The organism is Kribbella sp. NPDC056345 (assembly GCF_042262745.1).
Taxonomy (GTDB): Bacteria; Actinomycetota; Actinomycetes; order Propionibacteriales; family Kribbellaceae; genus Kribbella.
On the sequence record NZ_JBHJQQ010000001.1, the window covers coordinates 356146 to 375807 of the forward strand.

21 protein-coding genes and 1 tRNA gene are annotated in these 19662 nt (G+C 67.4%); 11 read left to right on the forward strand and 11 right to left on the reverse strand.

Going from position 1 to position 19662, the window contains the following annotated elements; genetic code table 11:
• Window positions 1-19: 19 nt before the first annotated feature.
• Window positions 20-1489 (reverse strand): PrsW family glutamic-type intramembrane protease, encoded by a 1470-nt coding sequence (locus ACFCV3_RS01725; protein WP_376025153.1) that lies wholly within the window; start codon window positions 1487-1489, stop codon window positions 20-22.
• Window positions 1490-1646: 157 nt separating this feature from the next.
• On the opposite strand from ACFCV3_RS01725, the gene ACFCV3_RS01730 reads away from it, so the two are divergent.
• Window positions 1647-1720 (forward strand) — tRNA-Arg (locus ACFCV3_RS01730).
• A 1014-nt stretch (window positions 1721-2734) separates the two neighbouring features.
• On the opposite strand, the gene ACFCV3_RS01735 is transcribed toward ACFCV3_RS01730, so the two are convergent.
• Window positions 2735-3499, reverse strand: coding sequence for a helix-turn-helix transcriptional regulator (locus ACFCV3_RS01735; protein ID WP_376025155.1), 765 nt, complete (start codon window positions 3497-3499; stop codon window positions 2735-2737).
• Window positions 3469-3657 carry a hypothetical protein gene (locus ACFCV3_RS01740; RefSeq protein ID WP_376025157.1) on the reverse strand — a complete coding sequence of 63 codons (189 nt, stop codon included), beginning with the start codon at window positions 3655-3657 and terminating at the stop codon, window positions 3469-3471. The genes ACFCV3_RS01735 and ACFCV3_RS01740 overlap by 31 nt, the downstream gene beginning before the upstream one ends.
• A 665-nt stretch (window positions 3658-4322) precedes the next feature.
• Between ACFCV3_RS01740 and ACFCV3_RS01745 the strand changes: the two genes are divergently transcribed.
• Window positions 4323-5228 (forward strand): aldo/keto reductase, encoded by a 906-nt coding sequence (locus ACFCV3_RS01745; protein WP_376025159.1) that lies wholly within the window; start codon window positions 4323-4325, stop codon window positions 5226-5228.
• 82 nt (window positions 5229-5310) lie between these two features.
• On the opposite strand, the gene ACFCV3_RS01750 is transcribed toward ACFCV3_RS01745, so the two are convergent.
• Genes ACFCV3_RS01750 through ACFCV3_RS01770 form a run of 5 tightly spaced genes read right to left on the reverse strand, consistent with a single transcriptional unit; the run spans window position 5311 to window position 9330 of the window.
• The gene (locus tag ACFCV3_RS01750) at window positions 5311-5703 is read right to left on the reverse strand and encodes a RidA family protein (RefSeq protein ID WP_376025161.1); all 393 of its coding nucleotides are present in this window, start codon (window positions 5701-5703) and stop codon (window positions 5311-5313) included.
• On the reverse strand, window positions 5675-6853 hold the full coding sequence (gene solA / locus ACFCV3_RS01755) for an N-methyl-L-tryptophan oxidase (protein ID WP_376025163.1): 1179 nt from the start codon (window positions 6851-6853) through the stop codon (window positions 5675-5677). Before solA ends, ACFCV3_RS01750 begins: the two co-directional genes overlap by 29 nt.
• A gap of 1 nt (window position 6854) precedes the next feature.
• A complete protein-coding gene (locus ACFCV3_RS01760; protein ID WP_376025164.1) occupies window positions 6855-7517 on the reverse strand; it encodes a TetR/AcrR family transcriptional regulator in 663 nt (220 codons plus the stop codon).
• Between the two features lie 4 nt (window positions 7518-7521).
• Window positions 7522-8649, reverse strand: a complete 1128-nt coding sequence (locus ACFCV3_RS01765) for an FAD-dependent oxidoreductase (protein WP_376025166.1) — start codon at window positions 8647-8649, stop codon at window positions 7522-7524.
• A gap of 48 nt (window positions 8650-8697) precedes the next feature.
• A complete protein-coding gene (locus ACFCV3_RS01770; RefSeq protein WP_376025168.1) occupies window positions 8698-9330 on the reverse strand; it encodes a class I SAM-dependent methyltransferase family protein in 633 nt (210 codons plus the stop codon).
• Between the two features lie 119 nt (window positions 9331-9449).
• Between ACFCV3_RS01770 and ACFCV3_RS01775 the strand changes: the two genes are divergently transcribed.
• The gene (locus tag ACFCV3_RS01775; RefSeq protein WP_376025169.1) at window positions 9450-10025 is read left to right on the forward strand and encodes an AAA family ATPase; all 576 of its coding nucleotides are present in this window, start codon (window positions 9450-9452) and stop codon (window positions 10023-10025) included.
• Here the strand turns inward: ACFCV3_RS01775 and ACFCV3_RS01780 are convergent.
• Entirely contained in the window at window positions 10012-10653 is a 642-nt protein-coding gene (locus ACFCV3_RS01780) for a TetR/AcrR family transcriptional regulator C-terminal domain-containing protein (RefSeq protein ID WP_376025171.1), read from the reverse strand. The genes ACFCV3_RS01775 and ACFCV3_RS01780 overlap by 14 nt on opposite strands.
• Before the next feature lie 62 nt (window positions 10654-10715).
• Between ACFCV3_RS01780 and ACFCV3_RS01785 the strand changes: the two genes are divergently transcribed.
• The 4 genes from ACFCV3_RS01785 to ACFCV3_RS01800 all read left to right on the forward strand — a co-directional run bounded on the left by ACFCV3_RS01785 (window position 10716) and on the right by ACFCV3_RS01800 (window position 14779).
• Window positions 10716-11693 (forward strand): NAD(P)-dependent alcohol dehydrogenase, encoded by a 978-nt coding sequence (locus ACFCV3_RS01785; protein WP_376025173.1) that lies wholly within the window; start codon window positions 10716-10718, stop codon window positions 11691-11693.
• Between the two features lie 56 nt (window positions 11694-11749).
• On the forward strand, window positions 11750-12883 hold the full coding sequence (gene dnaN / locus ACFCV3_RS01790) for a DNA polymerase III subunit beta (protein ID WP_376025175.1): 1134 nt from the start codon (window positions 11750-11752) through the stop codon (window positions 12881-12883).
• 50 nt (window positions 12884-12933) lie between these two features.
• Window positions 12934-13647, forward strand: a complete 714-nt coding sequence (locus tag ACFCV3_RS01795) for a YdcF family protein (RefSeq protein WP_376025176.1) — start codon at window positions 12934-12936, stop codon at window positions 13645-13647.
• Window positions 13648-13756: 109 nt separating this feature from the next.
• Window positions 13757-14779 carry a PQQ-dependent sugar dehydrogenase gene (locus ACFCV3_RS01800; protein WP_376025178.1) on the forward strand — a complete coding sequence of 341 codons (1023 nt, stop codon included), beginning with the start codon at window positions 13757-13759 and terminating at the stop codon, window positions 14777-14779.
• 26 nt (window positions 14780-14805) lie between these two features.
• Here the strand turns inward: ACFCV3_RS01800 and ACFCV3_RS01805 are convergent, their stop codons facing one another.
• Window positions 14806-15339 carry a GNAT family N-acetyltransferase gene (locus ACFCV3_RS01805; protein ID WP_376025180.1) on the reverse strand — a complete coding sequence of 178 codons (534 nt, stop codon included), beginning with the start codon at window positions 15337-15339 and terminating at the stop codon, window positions 14806-14808.
• Window positions 15340-15348: 9 nt separating this feature from the next.
• On the reverse strand, window positions 15349-16110 hold the full coding sequence (locus ACFCV3_RS01810; protein WP_376025182.1) for an alpha/beta fold hydrolase: 762 nt from the start codon (window positions 16108-16110) through the stop codon (window positions 15349-15351).
• A gap of 158 nt (window positions 16111-16268) precedes the next feature.
• On the opposite strand from ACFCV3_RS01810, the gene ACFCV3_RS01815 reads away from it, so the two are divergent.
• The 4 genes from ACFCV3_RS01815 to ACFCV3_RS01830 all read left to right on the forward strand — a co-directional run bounded on the left by ACFCV3_RS01815 (window position 16269) and on the right by ACFCV3_RS01830 (window position 19561).
• Window positions 16269-17240, forward strand: coding sequence for a LysR substrate-binding domain-containing protein (locus ACFCV3_RS01815; RefSeq protein ID WP_376025184.1), 972 nt, complete (start codon window positions 16269-16271; stop codon window positions 17238-17240).
• 45 nt (window positions 17241-17285) lie between these two features.
• On the forward strand, window positions 17286-18446 hold the full coding sequence (locus ACFCV3_RS01820) for an NAD-dependent formate dehydrogenase (RefSeq protein ID WP_376025186.1): 1161 nt from the start codon (window positions 17286-17288) through the stop codon (window positions 18444-18446).
• 104 nt (window positions 18447-18550) lie between these two features.
• The gene (locus ACFCV3_RS01825; protein ID WP_376025187.1) at window positions 18551-18712 is read left to right on the forward strand and encodes a hypothetical protein; all 162 of its coding nucleotides are present in this window, start codon (window positions 18551-18553) and stop codon (window positions 18710-18712) included.
• A 105-nt stretch (window positions 18713-18817) separates the two neighbouring features.
• Window positions 18818-19561 (forward strand): GntR family transcriptional regulator, encoded by a 744-nt coding sequence (locus tag ACFCV3_RS01830; RefSeq protein ID WP_376025189.1) that lies wholly within the window; start codon window positions 18818-18820, stop codon window positions 19559-19561.
• Window positions 19562-19662: the final 101 nt, after the last annotated feature.

A 19662-nucleotide genomic window follows, 5' to 3' on the forward strand; every position in this document is an offset into this window, starting at 1 on the left:
CGGCGTGGACGGGTGGCAGTCACTGCGATGGTGGATACGGACCGTATCCTCCCGGCGATCCTTGCGAACCAGGGGGTCCCGGTGGGTAACCGGGCTGGCCCGCTGGGTAACCGGGTTGCCCCGAGGGATACCCCGGCTGAGGCGCTCCGTAACCACCCGGGCCGGCCGGAGGCACGCCGTACCCGATCGGGGCGTCCTGCACCCCGGGACCACCCGGTCCCGGCATCCCGGGTCCGGCCGGAGGCATCGCCTGCGGGAAGGCCGGCATCGGCGGGAAGGGGACGCTGGCCCGCCGGGCCCGCAGTTCGTCGAGCAACCGCTTCTCGTCCTGCAGCGCCTCCGGCCCGATCACCTGGCGGACGATCTTGTCCCGCAGGTAGGCCAGGTCGGTCGCGTTCTGCTGGAACGCCTTCGCGGCCGCTTCGGCCTGACCGCCGTACCGCCGGGCGTTCTGCCGCAGCGCCTTGCGCCCGCGCATCGTCGCGATCAGTGGCACTTCCGGAGCGACCAGCCAGCCGAACCGCACGTAGTCGTAGAGCCGCGAGGCGATCATCTTGCCTTCGCGCGACCGCAGCACCAGCGCGAACGCCACCATGCCGATGAAGATCGGCACCATCAGCAGGAAGTAGGCCACCAGGAAGCCGGTGCCCTCGGCCCAGCTCGCCGAGGCGTTCCAGGCGGCATGCGCGAGTACGGCGGCCAGGTAGCCGACGACCGGGGCCAGATACCGCACCGCCGTACTGCGGTGCCGGACGGCGATCCCGATTCCGATCGCAGTGAACGAGGTGAAGAGTGGATGCGCGAACGGCGACATCACGCCGCGCAGAACAAAGAGGACAAGGACGCCGCGCAGACCCTCGTCGCTACCGGCCTCGTGCGACAGCTCACTGAAGATGCGGCCGTAGTAGAGGATGTTCTCGGTGAAGGCGAAGCCGACACCGACCATCCCGGCGTACACCAGGCCGTCGATGATCCCGTCGAACTCCTTGCGGCGCACCAGCGCCAGCAGCAGGATCACGGCACCCTTGGCGAACTCCTCCACCGGCGGAGCGACGAAGACGGCCGACCGGTCGCCGCCGGCGCCGGTCTCGGCCAGCTGCTTCGCGACCTCGGTGTTGATGAAGATCGCGACCAGCGTCGCGATGAAGGCACCCCAGCAGAGCGCGAACAGAATGTACTTGGTCGGCTCCGGTTCGTAGCGGTCCAGCCAGAGGTACAACCCGATCACCGGGATCACCGGGACCATCGCGAACGCCATCCCCCAGGTGAACCCGCCCGCACCCGTCGAGTCCGCCACGATCGCGAAGATCGCCAGCCCGGCGATCGCCATCAGTACGGCGACCACGATGCCGACCAGCACCCGCCGGTTCCGCTGCTGGCCGGGTACCGGATGGTTCCCGAGCACGTTCGGCTGCGGGTACTGTCCGCCGGGCGGGTACGCCGACGTCGGCTGCGGCGGCCCGGCCGGGCCTGGTGAGGGGTAACTCATGCCCGCAGCCTAGTTGGATCACCGACCCGAGGGCAGAACCGCCCACGCGGCGTTACCGGGATGGAACGACAACCCTGTACTTCCCCACCCTCCGCACGCCACACCCGGTAACCCGGCAGCGCGATCACCCGCCCATCTGACAGACTCTTCCTGGCACGCGCCAGTAGCTCAGCTGGATAGAGCGTCGGACTTCTAATCCGTTGGTCGCAGGTTCGAGTCCTGCCTGGCGCGCAAACCATCCCCTGACCTGCGTGTTTATCAGCCAGAGGTTCCTCGGACGGCCGAGTTACCGGTGATGGCCTTCTCAACAGCCCCCTGCCGACGTTCAGGCTCGACTCTTCCTTGAGCGCTTCCTCAACCCGCTCGACAGCCATCGCCCTGGTCCTGCCGAACTTTGAGATCTCACCGGGGATCTCGCCGTGCTCGCCGGTCCGAATGCTTCGTTTGGCATCCCACCCTCTCTGTTTGGTCTGGTTCTCGTCCGCCTCAGGCGGCTTTCTTCAGGCGCACCACTGCGCGTTCCTCGTAGGCCTCGACGTCGCTCAGGCGATACGAATTCTCTTAGTCGGTCTCGATCTCGGTCACTGATCCACACGACAGGCACTCACCATGTGCTCTTCGACCGTTCTGGCGAGGCCGGCCGCTCTCGAACGCATCATCGCTTCGAAACCAAGGCATGAAGGCCGCCAGCGACGGCCACCGCAGCCAGAAAAGCCGCCGCGAGCCCACTAAGAATGCCGACAACGATTGGAAGTGCGTCGCCTTGGGCGTCCGCAGCCACTGCGAGGCCGGCCGGTATACCGGCCCCAGCACCAGCTATCACAGCCGCCGCGATGGACAGGGTCACAATCACAAGCGTGCGCATCGACATCAATCGCTCCGAGTCGGCGGCGGGCTCGGCTGCGGACTTGGACTGCGACTGCCCGCCACGGCGGGCAGGGGTTAGAGTCATCGTGACTCCCTTTCAACGGTTAGCGCTGATGGACGGGATCAAACTGGACGGCTCTCCGTTGCGAGCGGAGAGCCGTCTCCATGTAGCCGCTTCACAGACTCGACTCGGGAGTAGGGTGCTGCGCGGACCGGCAAACTGACGATCCGTTGAGATGGAAGCATCAGTGTCGTGCTGACATTCAGGAGGTCTGAAGTTGAGGATTCCACCACCCATGACGCCTACGTGAACCTGCACGAGGCCGCAGGTTGATTGGCTCCGACTCCCACCCCTGCCAACTCTTCTGCACCTGAGGATCACTGCCCAGATTGAATCTTGGGCCGGTTCCCTCCAGTCACTCTCCGAGCCTTCAGCGGCTCCAACGACGGCCCGTTATAGCGTCGGGAGGAACTCTCCGAGTTGATGCGGCGAAGGCATTCCGAGAATGCAAATCGCTCTGTTCGCGTTGCTCCAAGTGCAACCAAGAGCTGGTCCAGTCTGACTGCACTGGGTGCCCTTCTGCCTGTACACCAACCGTGCAGGGTCGCTCTCGGTATGCCGCTGAGATCTTCCAACTGTCGCAGAGACCGCTTGCCCCCTCGCTGCGTGACTGTAGTGAGCAGCAGCCCGAGCTGATCCACGCTGCGGGTGGCCCGGATCTTCCCCAGCAACGGATCGGCATCGCGAAGCCTGTCAACCTGCCCGTGCCAGGCGTACGCAACCGCGCGCCATGGCGCCCTACCGGGCTTGAGAGCCACTCCATCGTGATTGATATCCGATGCGCCCGCTTTGACGATGTGCCAGAGGTCGCGCCACACACCTAACCTTCGCTCGTCAACACCGCACGCATCCAAAATCTTGAGAACGACAGGCAAGTGCGGAACGTTTCTCCCTGACATGACCCGGAAGATGTACGGATGAGAATGTCCGGTCAGTTCACCAAGCTGACGGAGTGATAGCCCAGCCGTCTTGCGTTCGGCGCGAAGCAGCCTGCAAAACTCGAGACGGTAAGTCTCGGCGTTGCGCTCGTCGTCCCGTGTCCGTTCGTACGTCACCGGACACTGCCATCTGGCGTCCCGCACTCGATCGGATAGTCCGCAATGACGTTGTCGATACCACCCCGAGCAGCACGTTCCACCTGAGCTGGAGCATCGACGCTGCGATGGATCGCGTCATCGGGGCACCAGCCGAACGCACCGGCTGCTACCCGGACCTGACGTCGCTGGCGACTTCTTGCCATGCCTTCCTCCACCACCCACTACTCACCTCCCGCACACACGTGCATATGCACGTGCATCTGCACGGGCGCATGCACGCGCAGTGAGCGAAACGATACTCAGATCGATGCAAGTCGTAAAGTCGGGAGGCACCATACTGGTGCCTCTTGGACCTCTTTCCGCTGGTCAGCAGCTGGTCAGCTGTCTCTCATGCGTCCGACTTCTGGCACTCGATGGCCACGGCACGCGCTGGCCAGCAGGACAAGATCCAGCCCTAGATCCGCGCGACCTCAGCGAGGCTCGCCTCTGGGATAACTTCAGCTGTCGTCGCTCGAAATCTGCCAGGCTTGGAGTGTGGGCAGGGGCGCGGCCAGCAGATCACCGCACCCGTCATGCGATTCAGAGTTCGACATGAGACCGGGGTTCGCTGCTGGGCCCTCTGCCCAACTTCGCTGAGCGCGAGTTTGGCCCACCCGGCAGTCTGCATAGACCTGAACTCTCTGACCCGGGCGTTCGTCTTCCGAGACGGGCGCCCTGGCCCTCTTCATCATCTCCGGGGGCCCTGACCTGCTAGAATGTTGGCTTCGTACGAGCCTTCTCGGCGCGGATTCCGATCCGCCGGGGAGGCTTTTTTTCATGCCCGGGGTCCCGGGTTTTCCGGTCCCAACCGCAAGAGGAGATTCCAGTCATGAGCCTACGGACGAACACCGCGGCAGCCGCGGGAACTTGGCAACTCGGTGACCTGACCGTCAATCGCGTCGGGTTCGGCGCGATGCGTCTGACGGGTACCGAGCCGTTCGGCGGCGGCGTGCCGCGTGACCGCGAGCGGTCGATCGGCGTGCTCCGGCGGGCGGTCGACCTCGGTGTGAATCACATCGACACCGCCGCGTTCTACTTCTCGGCGACGCGCTCCGCCAACGAGCTGATCAACCGGGCGCTGGCGCCGTACCCGGAGGATCTGGTCATCACCACCAAGGTCTGGCCGGGCCGCGATCCCTCGGGCGGGTGGTGGTGGGCCGCGCCGGCGCAACTGCGCGGCCAGGTCGAGGAGAACCTTCGTCAACTCGGCCGCGATCACCTGGACGTGGTCAACCTCCGCGTGCCACCGAGCTATCGGAGCAGCTCGATCGCGGAGCACTTCGGCGTGTTGGCCGAGTTGCGCGAAGCTGGGCTGATCCGCCACCTCGGCATCTCCAACGTCACGTCTGACCAACTGGCCGAGGCCCGGGCCATCGCCCCGGTTGTGTGCGTGCAGAACCCTTACGGGATCGGCGCGTCGAGCGAGGACCGGGCAATCCTCCGGCGCTGCGGTGAACTCGGCCTCGCCTTCGTCCCGTTCTTCGCGATCGCCGGCCCCGGGCGGGAGGCGGGTCCGGCTGCCGGTGACAACGAGGCGGTGTACGCCGTCGCCCGCGCGCACGGTGTGTCCATCGCGCAGGTCCGGCTGGCCTGGACCTTGCAGCAGGGGCCGCACGTGCTTGCGATCCCCGGGACAGGCGATCTGGACCACCTCGCACAGAACGTGGCGGCAGCCGCGCTGAGGCTCTCGGAAGAGGAGATGGTGCGCCTCACCTCGCTGCGGCCAGTCGGCTGAGAGCCTGGAGGAAGAAGGTCTTCCAGTCCCCGGCTGGTGGGGCGGGGAGGGACCGCTCGAGGGTTACCAGGAGCATGAGCAGTCAGATGACGGCGGTGGCCTCTACCTCGATCAGTTGCTCGGGGCGGGCGAGGGCTGCGACGCCGAGCATGACGTCGGTCGGCTTGTGGTCGCCGAAGAGTTCATAGCGGGCTTCCTGGACGATTGCCTGGTGTTCGCGGCGGTAGCCGACCAGGTAGATCCCGAGCCGGGTGACCTGATCGGGGCGGGCGCCGGCTGCGGCCAGGGCGCGGCCCAGGTTCGCGAACGTCAAGCGGGCCTGGACGGCGAGATCTCCGGGGCCGACCAGCTCGCCCTGGAGATCCTCCGGCTCCTGTCCGGCGATGAAGACCAGCTTGGTACCGGTCGCGATCGCCACGTGGCTGTACATCGTGGGGGTCGGCAGGTCACTCGGGTTCAGCAAGTCGACGGTCATGCGGCGAACCTATGACACCGAAGGTTCGGCGGGGGTCGATGAAGGATGCGGCGGTGTACGGCGTTTCCTCCAGCGTCTGCTGGGCGAGGAGTTCGCCGAGTCCGGCGCAGTGCTTGAAACCGTGGCCGCTGTCGCCGCCAGCGACCACCACGCGATCGGCGTACCGGCCGGCCAGGAACTGTCCGTCGGGTGAGTCGGTGACCATGCACGGGATGACCTGGACGGGTGCCGGGTCGAGGCCGGGGAAGGCGTGGCCGACGGCGGCGGCGAGCTCGGCGATGTCTTCGATCGGGCGGATCGAGCGGTCCAGGTCGTCGGCGGCGAAGCCGGTCACGTGTGAGCTGCCGCCGTCCAGGCCGACCTTCACACCGAAGCCGTCGTCGGACCCGTGCCCCCACAGGCCCCGGCCGTCGGCGAACTCCCAGATGAACGACGGGAAGTTCGCCAGCCGGAACGCCTCCGAGTCCGGATCCCGCGGGGCGAACCAGAACATCGGCGTACGACGAGGTGTCAGCGGCAGCTCGGGATACAGCGATCCCAGCCAGGCGCCCGCGCAGACGACCACCTGGTCGGCGTGGAACTCGGCAGTTGGCGTCCGCACGATCACTTCACCGGCACGCGGCTCGATCTCGGTCACCATCGTGTGCGGATAGACCTCGGCACCGAGCCGGCGCGCCTCGGCGACGTGGGCGCGGACGGTCGGTTCGGCGAAGCAGATCCCCGCACCTGGGTCCCACACGGCGACGTCGCCGGCCACGAGACCGCCGTACTGCGGGTATCGCGCCTGCAGCTCGTGGTGAGACAGGTCGACGGTTGATGCGCCGGCCTCGGTTGCGGCTCTGAGGGCTCCACTGACCGGTCTGCTGCCGGGAGCACCGACGTTCAGTGAGCCGGTCTGCCGGACGTACGTCTCTCCGGTCCGCTCCTCCAGCTCGGTCCATAGCTCCAGAGACTTCTGCGCGATCGCAGTCAGCCCGGGGTGCTCCATACAGGCGACCCGAAACAACCGAGTCGTCCCGTGCGAGGACCCGAGTGGGTGACCGATCCCCTGCCGCTCGATCCCCACCACCTTCACCCCACGTGCAGCCAACCGCCACAGGGTCGCCGACCCGAACGCCCCGAGTCCGACCACGACGACGTCTGCCTGCATGTCAGCGCCCGGTGGCGATGATGCCGTTGATGAGCATGTCGACGCCCCAGCGGCGGCGCTCGGACGGTGTGCCGGAGACCAGGTCGGCGGCTTGGTGGTGGATGTGCGGGAACTCCGCTGCCGAGACGCCGGCGAGTGTGTCGCTGAGCTGCTGCCACTCGGCTTCGGACTCGGGGTTGTCACCTGCGTGTTCGGCGGCCGTGGCGGTTGCTGTCTGGAGCAGGTAGTCCAAGCCCCAGGCTGCTTGGGCGGCTGGGACTCGACCTGCGGCGAGCAGACCGAGCATGGTGTCGACCAGCGCGAGGTAGTTCGGTCCGTTGGGGCGGGTGTTGAGCGCGGAGTGGGCCAGGCTTGGGTGCGCAAGTAGCAGGTCGGTGTAGCTGCCGAGGACCTGCTGCAGCGCTTCGCGCCAGTCGTCCGGCTTCTTCGCCGGTGTCAGGTCGACCTGTGCCAGCAGCCGATCGAGGATCGCCGCGTGCAGCTCATGGGTGTTGGCGACGTACACGTAGAGCGAGGCAGGTCCGGTGTCGAGCTCCTGCGCGAGGCGGCGCATCGTGACGCGCTGCAGGCCGTCGCTCTCCATCACCCGCACAGCCGTGTCGATGATGCCTTCACGGGTCAGTGCGGGTTTGGCCGGACGCTCCCGGCGGCTCAGGGCTGGCATGGGATCAGCGTATTGCTGCAGTGAAGAACTCGGTCAGACGCTCCAGACCGTCGGCCGCAAACATGTCCTGCAGGCTCTGCGCAGACTCGGCAGCGCTGGCTGCACCGCGCGGGAAGAGAGAGCTCTCGTACGACGTCAGTGCGGCCTCGGTGTCATCGCGGTGTGCCGCGATCGCCTGACCGAGCTCCGCGCCGTCGTACATCGCCAGATTGGCGCCCTCACCGGCGAACGGCGACATGAGGTGTGCAGCGTCGCCCAGCAACGTCACGCCAGGAGTGCGCTCCCAGCTATGCCCAACCGGCAGGGCGTGAATGCGGCGTAACACCAGCGAACCGTCGGCCACTGCGATCAGCTCGCGCAGGTCTTTGCCCCAACCGTCGAAGTAGCTCAGGACCGTCGCCTTGGCAGTAGCGGGGTCAACGGTGTCGAGCCAGCCCTCCTCCACCTTCAGCCCGATGTAGATGTGCAGGCTGCCGTCCGTCTCCCGGTGAGCCAGAATGCCGCGCTCATCGCCCAGACAGATGAAAGAGCCGCCGCCGATGAGTGCGGCGCTGCGCGGGTGGCGGGCGTCGGCGTCCAGCAGGTCGAACTCGGCGAAGGAGATGCCGGTGTACGTCGGCACAGCGTCCGAGACCAACGACCGAACGCGCGACCACGCACCGTCGGCACCGATCAGGAGGTCGGTGGTGATGGTGGACCCGTCAGCGAAGGACACCTGGTGACGTCCGCCGTCCAGCGGCCGCGCGCCGACAACCTTCTTGCCCCAGTGGATCGCACCGTCGGGAAGCGAGTCCAGCAACAGCTTGCGCAGGTCCCCGCGGTCCACCTCCGGCCGGCCACCGTTCCCGTCATCCTCGGTCGCGACGTGCACGGTGCCGTCGCGACCGACCACGCGCATGGCCTCGCCACCCTCATGGATGATCTGGCGGAAGTCGTCGTACAGGCCTGCCGCGTGGAGAGCCCGCTGCCCACTCTCCTCGTGGATGTCGAGCATGCCGCCCTGCACCCGCGCTGCGGCCGACGGCTCCAGCTCGAACAGCGCCGCCTCGATTCCGTTGACCTGGAGAACCCGCGCAGCCGTCAGCCCGCCGAGCCCGGCGCCGATGATCGCAATGCGGTGATGAGTAGTCATACCCACCACCGTAACGAACATGTTCGTTACGAACAAGTTCGTCGGCCGCTACGGGCGGTCGGAACCGAAGGTGAAGAGGCGCACACCCGGCACGAGAGGCTGCTCGGCGCCGACGTAGCGGTGCACGCCGACGCCGTACCCGGCATCGATCGGAGACAGGTACAGACGCTCGAACCCCGCGGCCTCGAACCAGCCACAGATCGCCGGCGCCAGATCAGGCGCTTCCCGGTGGCGAGTCCAGATCAGCACAGCACCGGGTTTGCAGAACTGCGGGCTGAACGAGATCGTGCGCTCGACGTCCCGGTCGGAGATGTTGCCGAAAATGCCGCAGGCCAGGACAAGATCTGCCGGCACGAGCCCGGCGTACTGGTCGGTGAGCGACGCGTCTCCAGTGACAACCTCGATCCCCGACAGACCGAGACTCTCGACCGCCGCAGCGGCGACGGCGGTGTTGCGGGGATCCAGCTCGACGAGCAGGGCGTGGACGTCAGTACGGCGGGGATGGTCGGCGAGGACCTCGATGAGGTCTCGCCCCTGGCCCGCACAGAGGCTGACCACCTTGAGCGGGCCAGGCGGTGCCTCGGACAGGGCAGCACGAACATGCCCTTGTACGTCGGCCAGTCGCCGGGCGAGCGGCGTACCGGGGCGGTCGTAGTCGTCGTGCCAGCTGGACCAGTCCATAACTCTCCTCTCAGGGAACTCCAAGGGAGTTCTTAGTGCAGTCACGGGGCCAGGCGCGGAACCCGTTCGTCTAACCGAGTATTGGCGGGCTAGGGAAGGGCACTGACGTGGTAGCGACGATGAACTTGGCGGTCGTCGGCGCCGAGGAAGAGATCCGGTACTCAGAGGATGCTGTGGTCGTTCTGGCCGGGATTCCGGGAGCCGGCAAGACCACACTGCTGCGTCGGCTCTACCCCGACGGCGCGGACCACGGTGGTGTGCAGGTCTTCGACTCCGAGCGGTTGCGGGCGCGGTGGATGCGAGTGCTCGGCCCCGTTCCCTATGCCTACTGGCGTCCGCTGCTGCACCTGACCTACTACGTCCAGGTGCTCAGTGCGATGCACAGCGGTCCGATGGTGATTCATGACTGCGCTACCCGACCATGGGTACGGCGGTTGCTCGGATGGCGCGCGCGGCGTGCCGGACTGCCGCTGCACCTGATCCTGATCGACGTACCGGGTGAGGTGGCGCGGGACGGCCAGTGGGCGCGCGGACGCGTCGTACGGACCAGCAGCATGGAGAAGCACTGCCGGCGCTGGCCGCAGCTGCTCGCCCGGGCAACCGAGGACCCCGGACAGGTGGTTCCGGGGGCGCGATCCGCGATCGTGCTGAGCCGGCGTCAGGCGAGCCGGCTGCAGGCGATCACCTTCCGGTGAGCTTGGCCTCCAGGCCGTCCAGGACCAGGTCGAGGCCGAATTCGAAGTCCTCGACCCGGCCGGACTGCATCACGTGCGTGATGACCCGGGTGACATGTGGGAACTGCTCGGGATCCAGCCCGGTCACGACCTGAGCCGAGACGTCCGGCGCAGCCTCGACGGCGAACGGGAGATTCACCTCCTGCAAGGTGAAGCCGTACAGGTGGCTGTCGAGCGTGTGCCAGGCATCCAGCGCGCCCTCAACCGTGAAGCCGCCCTCGAGCAGCCGCCCGAGCGTCGAGTCCAGGTACTTCGTCATGCCCGGGCCGATCGTGAACCGGGACATGATCTGCAGCGCCGCCCACGGATGCGCGACCAGGACGTCGTGCGCGGAGATCGACCGCCGCCGCATGGCTTCCTTCCACGGCGTCCCGGCCGGTGGCACCTCGATGTCGGTCAGCACCAGGTCGACGATCGCATCGAGCAGATCGCTCTTGTTCTTCACATGGTTGTAGAGCGACATCGCCTCGATACCGAGCTCGTTGCCGAGTTTGCGCATGCTCAGCGCCTCGAGGCCGTCCCGGTCGGCGAGCGCGATCGCTGCCCGCAGCACGCGTTCCCGGTTGAGTGGAGCTCCCCGCGGTGTCATGGACAGACTCTAACTTACATCGTAAGCTTACGCCGTAAGTCACCGGGTGGGGGGAACAATCAATGCTTGCCATCACACAGGACCGGTACGGCGATCCCGGGGTGCTCGCGCTCCGCGAGGTCGAGGTGCCCGCCCCGGCCGCGGACGAGGTCCTGGTCGAGGTCCGCGCGGCCGGAGTGGATCGGGGCGTCTGGCATCTCATGGCCGGACTTCCGTACCCCGTCAGGCTCGCGGGGTACGGCGTTCGGTCGCCGAAGAACCCGGTGATCGGGATGGACGTGGCCGGCGTGGTCAGCGCGGTCGGCTCCGCGGTCACCCGGTTCCGGCCGGGTGACGAGGTGTACGGGATCGGGATCGGGATCGGCACATTCGCCGAGTACGCGCGAGCTCTGGAGAAGAAGCTGGCGCCGAAGCCGGCGAATCTGACCTTCGAGCAGGCCGCCGCCGTACCGGTCTCGGCGCTGACTGCTCTCCAGGCGGTTCGCGACAAGGCCGAGGTCAAGGCCGGCGACCGGGTGCTGATCCTCGGCGCCTCGGGCGGGGTGGGGAGCTACGCGGTGCAGGTGGCCAAGAGCTTCGGCGCCGAGGTGACTGGGGTCTGCAGCACGAACAAGGCTGACCTGGTCGATTCGCTCGGCGCCCATCAGGTGCTCGATTACCGCACCGACGATTTCGCGCAGTACGGGCCGTTCGACGTGATCCTCGACATCAACGGGCACGCGTCGCTGGGCCGGCTGCGGAAGGCGCTGACGCCGAAGGGGACGCTCGTCATTGTCGGTGGCGAAACCGGTGGCCGTTGGCTCGGCGGCATGGACCAACTGCTGCGGGCGATGGTGCTGTCCGGGTTCGTCAGCCAGCGGCTCCGCCCGTTCATCAGCTCCGAGAACCATGTCGACCTGCAGGCGCTGACCGAACTGATCGAGACCGGCAAGGTGACTCCGGCCGTCGATCGGGTCTTTCCGTTGGCCGAAGCCGCGGACGCGATCCAGTATCTGATCGATGGTCACGTGCGCGGGAAAGTGGTGCTGGCCGTGGCCTGACAAGAACTGTCGGTGGCGCCTGATTGAGTTGAACCTCGCGATCGGGAGGGGTGACCGTGAAGGTTCGAGTCGGGCGTGAGGTGCTGGCTGAGGCGGTCGGTTGGGTGGCCAAGGGGCTGCCGAGCCGGCCGAGTGTGCCGATTCTTGCCGGGATGGCCGTCGAGGCGGCCGACGGGATGCTGACGGTGTCCGGGTTCGACTACGAGAGCTCGGCGCAGGTCGGCCTACCGGCCGAGGTGGGGGACGACGGCCGGGTCCTGGTGTCGGGGCGGCTGCTGGCCGGCATCTGCCGGGCGATGCCGCGGGACACGGTGGATCTGAGTTCGGAGGGGTCTCGGGTCACGGTGTCCAGCGGCCATGCCAGGTTCACGCTGCAGACACTGCCACTGGAGGAGTATCCGCCGCTACCGGAGCTTCCGGCTGCCGGTGGAGTGGTGAGCGGTGAGGTGTTCGCGCGGTCGGTCACTCAGGTGGTGACCGCCGCCGGGCGGGACGACACGTTGCCGGTCCTCACTGGGGTGCGGGTGGAGATCCGCGGGCCGGTGATCACGTTGCTGGCCACGGATCGCTACCGGCTGGCGGTCCGCAGTTTCGCCTGGGAGCCGAACGATCCGGACATCGAGGCGGACGCACTCGTCCCGGCCAAGGTGCTGGCCGGCCTGGCCAGGACGCTGGCCGGTCACGAGGTCACCCTCGCACTCGGTTCAACTCGTACAGGGGACGGGTTGATCGGGTTCGAGGGGGCCGGCCGGCGAGCGACCAGCCGGTTGATCGACGCCGAGTTCCCCAAGGTGCGCAAGCTGATCCCGGCGCCCGGCGCGATCACCAGGACGGTCACGGCAGACACCGCCACGCTGATCGAAGCGGTGAAGCGGGTCTCCCTGGTGGCTGAGCGGACGTCACCGGTGCGGTTCGCCTTCACCGACGGGACGGCGACGCTCAGCGCGGGCAGCGGTGAAGAGGCCGAGGCCACCGAGCCGATCGAGGCCACCCTCACCGGCGATCCCCTGGTGATCGGGTTCAACACGGGCTACCTCCTGGATGCGCTCGGCTCGCTCGGCACCCCGTTCGCCCATTTCGCCTTCACCGAGCCGACCAAACCCGTCAACGTGGTCGGGCTGCGCTCCCCCGACGAAACGCCGGACGGCGACTCGGCGTACATCGTGGTCCCGCTCCGCGGGATCAGCTAGTCCAATACCTTCCCCACCCCACCGCCCCGAACGGTGCCAAACTGACGCAAGTGCCTGAAGCAGTCCTCGCCAACTACCTCGCCCGCCGGGACGAGCCTGGCGAGCACGTCGACGCCATCGTGCTGATGGGATCCGCCGTACTGGAGTCGGTCGAGGTTGCCGCCCAGCTCCACCACGACACCTCCGCACGGATCCTGATCAGCGGCGGGATCGGCCACTCGACCCACCACCTCGACACCGCAGTCACCCGGCGAGGCCTGCCCGTCGACGTCGGCGGCCGCCCGGAGTCACACGTCTTCCGGGATCTCCTCACCACGCAGTACGACGTACCGGCCGCAGCCGTCCAAGTCGAGGACCAGTCGACGAACTGCGGGGAGAACGCGGCCTTCACCCGGCACCTGATCACCGAGCCAGCCACGCTCCTGCTGATCCAGGACCCCACCATGCAGCGGCGAACCCACGCGAGCTTCGAACGCTCCTTCGCCGACCTCCCCGGCACCCACCTGATCAGCCACGCCCCACTGATCCCCTGGATCGGCTCCGACTTCGTGAGCGCCGGGCCGAACCACCCCGAGATCTGGAGCCTCGAACGCTTCCGCTCCCTCATCCTCGGCGAGGTCCAACGCCTCCACGACACCCCCACCGGCTACGGCCCCAGCGGGCGGGATTTCATCGACCACGTCGACATCCCGCCTCCAGTCATTACCGCCTACAACCAGCTAGCCGTCGCACACCCTCACCTGATCCGCCCGCCCGGCTCCTAACCCTGCGGAACGCCCACAGTGATCTTCCCATCACTGTGGGTGGCCCGATCGGCGGAAGTACGGCAAGCTTGCTGTCGAACAGGGGGGATCGACAGTGAGGACCTGAGTTATGCGCAAACGACTCTCCGCCCTGGCCTCCGTAACCGCCCTGCTCCTGGTGACAGCCGCGCCGTCCGCGGTCGCCGCCGTGCCACCGACACCCCGGATCGCCGGGACGGTGGCGAGCGGCTTCCAGTCACCGTGGGGCCTCGCGGTCCTGCCGGACGGCTCGGCACTACTCTCCGAGCGGGACACCGCCCTGATCAAACACGTCACCGCGGCCGGCGTGGTCCGCCAGATCGGCCGCGTCCCCAATGTCCGGCACGGCGGCGAAGGCGGCCTGCTCGGGATCGCGGTCGCCCCGACCTTCGGTACCGACCGGCTGCTGTACGCCTACCACACCGCCTCCGGCGACAACCGGGTCGTTCGGATGACCTACGACGGCACCACCCTCGGTACCCCGCAGAACGTCGTCACCGGGATCCCGCGGGCCAACATCCACAACGGCGGCCGGCTCGCCTTCGGGCCCGACGGCTTCCTCTACATCAGCACCGGTGACGCCGCGAACACCGCCAACTCCCAGAACCCGAACTCGCTCGGCGGCAAGATCCTCCGGGTCACCCCGACCGGCAGTCCCGCGCCCGGTAACCCAAGCGGTACCCGCGTGTACAGCCTCGGCCACCGCAACGTCCAGGGTCTCGCCTGGGACGAGGGCAACCGGCTCTGGGCCAGCGAACTCGGCCAGAACACCACCGACGAACTCAACCAGATCCGGGCCGGCGGCAACTACGGCTGGCCGACCTGCGAAGGCAGCTGCAACGACAGCCGCTTCATCAACCCCCAGGCCACCTGGACGACCGCCCAGGCGTCACCGTCCGGCCTGGCCTTCTCCCGGAACACCATGTGGATGGCCGCTCTCCGCGGCCAGCGCCTGTGGGCCATCCCGGTCAGCGGCGGCGTCCGCGACGGCAACACGGTCGCCAGCTTCACCAACCAGCAGGGTCGCCTCCGCACGGTGGCCAACGCCGCCGACGGCTCCCTCTGGGTGATCAGCGAAACCAACGGCAGCATTCTCCGGGTCGTCCTCGGCTGACCACTTCGCTGCTCAAGCGTGCCGGGTCAGCAGCCAGGACCCGGCACGTCCGCTGTCGGCGAGGGGTCCGAGCGAAGCCGGCTGTACAGGTAACCGTCGCGGTACCGGCCGGCCCGGAACTCACACGCTCTCAGGACACCGTCGAGCTGGAACCCCGCCTTCACCAGCGCCTTCTGCTCGGCCAGGTTCTCCGGATGGGTACCAGCCTGGATGCGCTCCGCCGTGGTGTGCTCGAACAGGTAGTCGGCCAGGATCGACTGCGCCCGCCAGCCAAGCCCCTGCCCCCGGTACTCCGGGAGCAGCGCGATCCCGATCTCCCAGTACCGGCTCCGGCCACCGTCGTACGAACCAGCGCCCCAGCTCACGAACCCGGCGGTCGCGCCGTCCCGGTCCACCATCAGCCGACCGTGGTCGGCTCCCAGGAACCCGTCCTCCTCGTACTGCTGCCCGACCCGGCGCGGGTCACGGTGCCCGTTCCAGTCCAGCCCGACCAGGCCGGGCTCGGCGACGAAACGGCGGAGCAGGTCGAGGTCATCCGGGGTGACGGGGCGCAGCTTCATGCAGCCTCCCTAGGTGAGGTGGTTGGTCAGGACCTCGGTGAGGGTTTCTGGGGAGAGGGTGTGGAAGGTGCCATCGTGGCCTTCGGCGGTGGCGTTGGGGAGGGCAGCGGCGGTTTGGCGGGTGGATTCTTGCAGCCAGGCGGGGCTGGCGTTGCTGAAGAGAGCGAGGGTTGGTGTGCCGATCGACTCGAGCAAAGCAGTCGGTACGGCGCTGTCGCGCATCTGCAGGGCGTCGTACACGAGGGTCGGCGCCATGGCGACCAGCGCCGGCCACATGGGCGTCTCGCGGATCTGGTCGACGACCTCCTTCGGCTGGCCGACCGCCTCGACCATGAACAGTTCAGCCACTCCGGCCGGGTTCCCAGCGGCAACGAACTCCTGCAGGCGCTCGAGGTACCGGTCCGGCACCGGCGGTGCACCGTCAACGCGGAACGGCGGTTCGACGACGGCAAGCCGCTCGAACGGCACACCCGACTGCAGCAACACCATCACCCCGGATGAGAACGCACAGGCGAACCGTGCACCCGTAGCCGCCTGCAGAGCGGCGAGGTCTTCCCACTCCCGCTCAACCGCGTACGGCGCCGTGTCACCGGAGTCACCACGACCACGCCGGTCGTAGTTCACCACCGTGAAGGCGGTCGACAGCGCCTCGGCGTACGGCGTGAAGAACGACCGGTCGGTGAACGCACCGGCGATCAGGACCAGACCCGGTCCGCTGCCGACCACGTCGTACGCGATCTCCGTGCCGTCCTGTGACGCGACCTTCTGCATCTTGCTGTCCCTCTCGAAGAAGAAGTCTTTCCCTTGCCTCAGCGTCGATCGGGAGGCAAGGAGACAGACACTCAGCAATTGTGACCTGGGTCACGGATAGCCAAGGGGCGCTTCGGTCCGTACAGTTGCATTATGTATACAGACAGCTGGTATGCGCGATGCTGTTGAGGCAGCTGGAGTATCTCGTAGCCCTCGCCCGGGAGAAGCACTTCGCCCGGGCGGCCGATGCTTGTTACGTGTCGCAGCCGTCGCTCTCGGCCGCGATCCGCAAGCTCGAGCAGGAGCTCGACGTACCGATCGTACGGCGCGGGCGCCGCTTCGAAGGGCTGACTCCGGAAGGTGAGCGGGTACTGCTGTGGGCACAGCGGATCCTCGCCGAGCAGGACGCGCTGCGGCATGAGTTGTCGGTCTTGCGCGGCGGCCTGACCGGCACGCTGCGGCTCGGTGCGATCCCGACCGCGATGCCGGTGGTCTCACTCCTCACCACGCCGTTCTGCGAACGCCACGGGCACGCCCGTGTGACGATCGAGTCGCTGTCGTCCCGCGACATCACGCACAAGCTGGCCGAGTTCGACCTCGATGTCGCGATGACCTACCTCGACGACGACACGCTCGGCCAGGTTCGTAAGACCCCGCTCTACGAGGAGCGCTATCTCCTGCTGACCCCGCAGCACTCGCCGTTGGCCGAGGTGCCGATGGCAACCTGGGCGCAGGTCGCCGAGCTCCCGTTGTGCCTGTTGTCGCCGGACATGCGCAACCGCCGGATCATGAACGGCTACTTCACCGACGACGGCGCCATCGCCACACCGGCCATCGAGAGCGACACCGTGTCGGGCCTCTACAGCCATCTGCACGGCAACCACTGGTCGACGGTGATCTCACATGCCTGGCTGCACATGTTCGGCGTACCGGACGGGATGCGCGTCGTACCGCTGAAAGGGCCGGCCGACGGACCGCGGGTCGGGCTCGTCATCGCCGCCCGCAGTCCCGAACCAGTGCTGGCGAGGGCATTGCTCGATGTCGCACGTCAGGCCGGTGTCCACAAAGCCCTCGACGATCTTCTCGACGTGCATTTGATGGGTTCTGGCTATGACGCGATAACCAGCAAGTCTTTGACCGTCGGCACCTAACAGGGCAACTGTGGAATCACCTGAAAAATAAGGAGATTCCACATCATGGCGAAGATCCTCTGTGTCCTGTACGACGACCCTGCGACCGGCTACCCGAAGTCGTACGCCCGCGACGAAATCCCCGCGATCACCCGCTATCCCGGCGGTCAGACGGCTCCCACCCCGAAGGCCATCGACTTCACACCGGGCGAATTGCTCGGCAGCGTTTCCGGTGAGCTCGGCCTGCGCGGTTTCCTGGAGCGTCAGGGGCACACGCTGGTCGTGACCTCGGACAAGGACGGTGACGGCTCGGTTCTCGACCGGGAGCTGCCGGATACCGATGTGGTGATCTCGCAACCGTTCTGGCCGGCCTATCTGACCGCCGAGCGGATCGCGAAGGCACCCAACCTCAAGCTCGCGATCACGGCCGGGATCGGCTCCGACCATGTCGATCTCGACGCCGCGGTCCAGCACGGTGTGACAGTTGCCGAGGTCACCTTCAGCAACAGCATCAGCGTCGCCGAGCACGTGGTGATGATGATTCTCGGGCTGGTGCGCAACTACATCCCGTCGTACCAGGTCGTGGTCAATGGCGGCTGGAACATCGCGGACTGCGTGCAGCGGTCGTACGACCTCGAGGGCATGCACGTCGGTACGGTCGCGGCCGGACGGATCGGTACGGCGGTACTGCGGCGGCTCGCGCCGTTCGACGTGAACCTGCATTACACCGACCGGCACCGCCTGCCGGAGTCGGTCGAGCGCGAACTCAACCTGACGTTCCACGCGAGCGCCGCCGAGATGGTGCCGCACTGCGACGTGATCACGATCAACGCGCCGCTGCACCCGGAGACGGAGGGGCTCTTCGGGGAGAAACTGCTGGCCACGATGAAGCGCGGCAGCTACCTGATCAACACCGCGCGAGCGAAGATCGCCGACCGGGACGCGGTCGTCAACGCTCTCGAAAGTGGTCAGCTCGCCGGGTACGCCGGCGATGTCTGGTACCCGCAGCCGGCCCCGGCCGACCACCCGTGGCGGACGATGCCGAACCACGGCATGACCCCGCACATCTCCGGCTCGTCGCTGTCCGCGCAGGCCCGGTACGCCGCGGGCACCCGCGAGATCCTGGAATCGTGGCTGGCGGGGACGCCGATCCGCGACGAGTACCTGATTGTTGACGGTGGGCGACTGGCGGGTACCGGAGCGCATTCGTATTCGACGCGTATGTAAGGCGCATCACGTGAGATGCGGGCATAACCGGTCAGTACACCTGGTTGAATGTATACAGAAGCCAGAATTCACAAACAGCTCCTTCGGGAGCAGAAGGGATCGCAATGATCTTCACCCGTAGGTTCGGCGCTCTGGCGGCTCGCCCGCAGTTTCCGGATGCCCCGGAGCTGCAGCACGAGCTGGACATCACCGTAGACCTGGACTCCGAGCTGGCCGACCTGACCAGCACGGACGAGAAGCAGCGCGCCGACGAGTCGGCCGCCTGAATCGCTTGACCCAAGGCTGCGAAATCATTATGTACGGTCATGGCACTTGGTAGACTGTCTACCAAGTGCCATGCTGTTGCTTCAGGCAAACGGGAGGACCCCTCGATGACGACGATCAGCACAGGTGCGGAACCGGCCGGCGTACGGCACGTGAAGCGGCCGCAGCCGTTGCGGGAATCCGTCTACGAGGCTCTGACCGAGATGATCATCGACGGCACCCTGGAGCGCGGCCGGCACCTGGTCGAGGTCGAGCTGGCCGGTCTGCTCGGCGTCTCCCGGCAGCCCGTGCGTGAGGCGCTGCAGCGGCTCAACAACGAGGGCTGGGTGGACCTGCGGCCCGGTTTCGGCGCGATGGTGCACGTCCCGGCCGAGGACGAGGTCGACCAGCTCCTGGCCGCTCGTGCCGCCCTGGAGTCCGAGTCCGCACGCCTGGCCGCCCGGCACGCCACCAAGGAGGACCTGGCCAAGCTCAAAGAGCTCTGCAAGGTCGGTACGGCGTTCCACGAGTCCGGCGACACCGACGGCGCCGTCCGCACCAACGGCGAGCTGCACGCCTTCATCACCCAGATGTCCGGCAACCGCTTCCTGATCGACTTCGCCGCCCAGGTCGACCGCCGCGTCCGCTGGTACTACACCCCGCTCGCCCCCGTCCGCGGCGCCGCCTCCTGGCGCGAGCACAGCCGCCTCGTCAAGGCCATCAGCGACGGCGACGAGGACAAGGCCGCCCAAACCATGCGCGAGCACACCGAACACACCCGCAAGGCCTACCACGACCTCCGCGCCGCCGAAGGCCCCGCCGAGCCCACCCCCGAACCAGAACCCCGCCGCCGTCGCCGTCCCCTCAGCTGACACAGGCGATCGCCCGCAGGTCCTGGTGGGGGGGGCGGGGGGACGGGCGGGGGTGCGGGGGGGCGGGGACCCGCGGGTTTCGGGCGCGGGCGGGGGCGGGG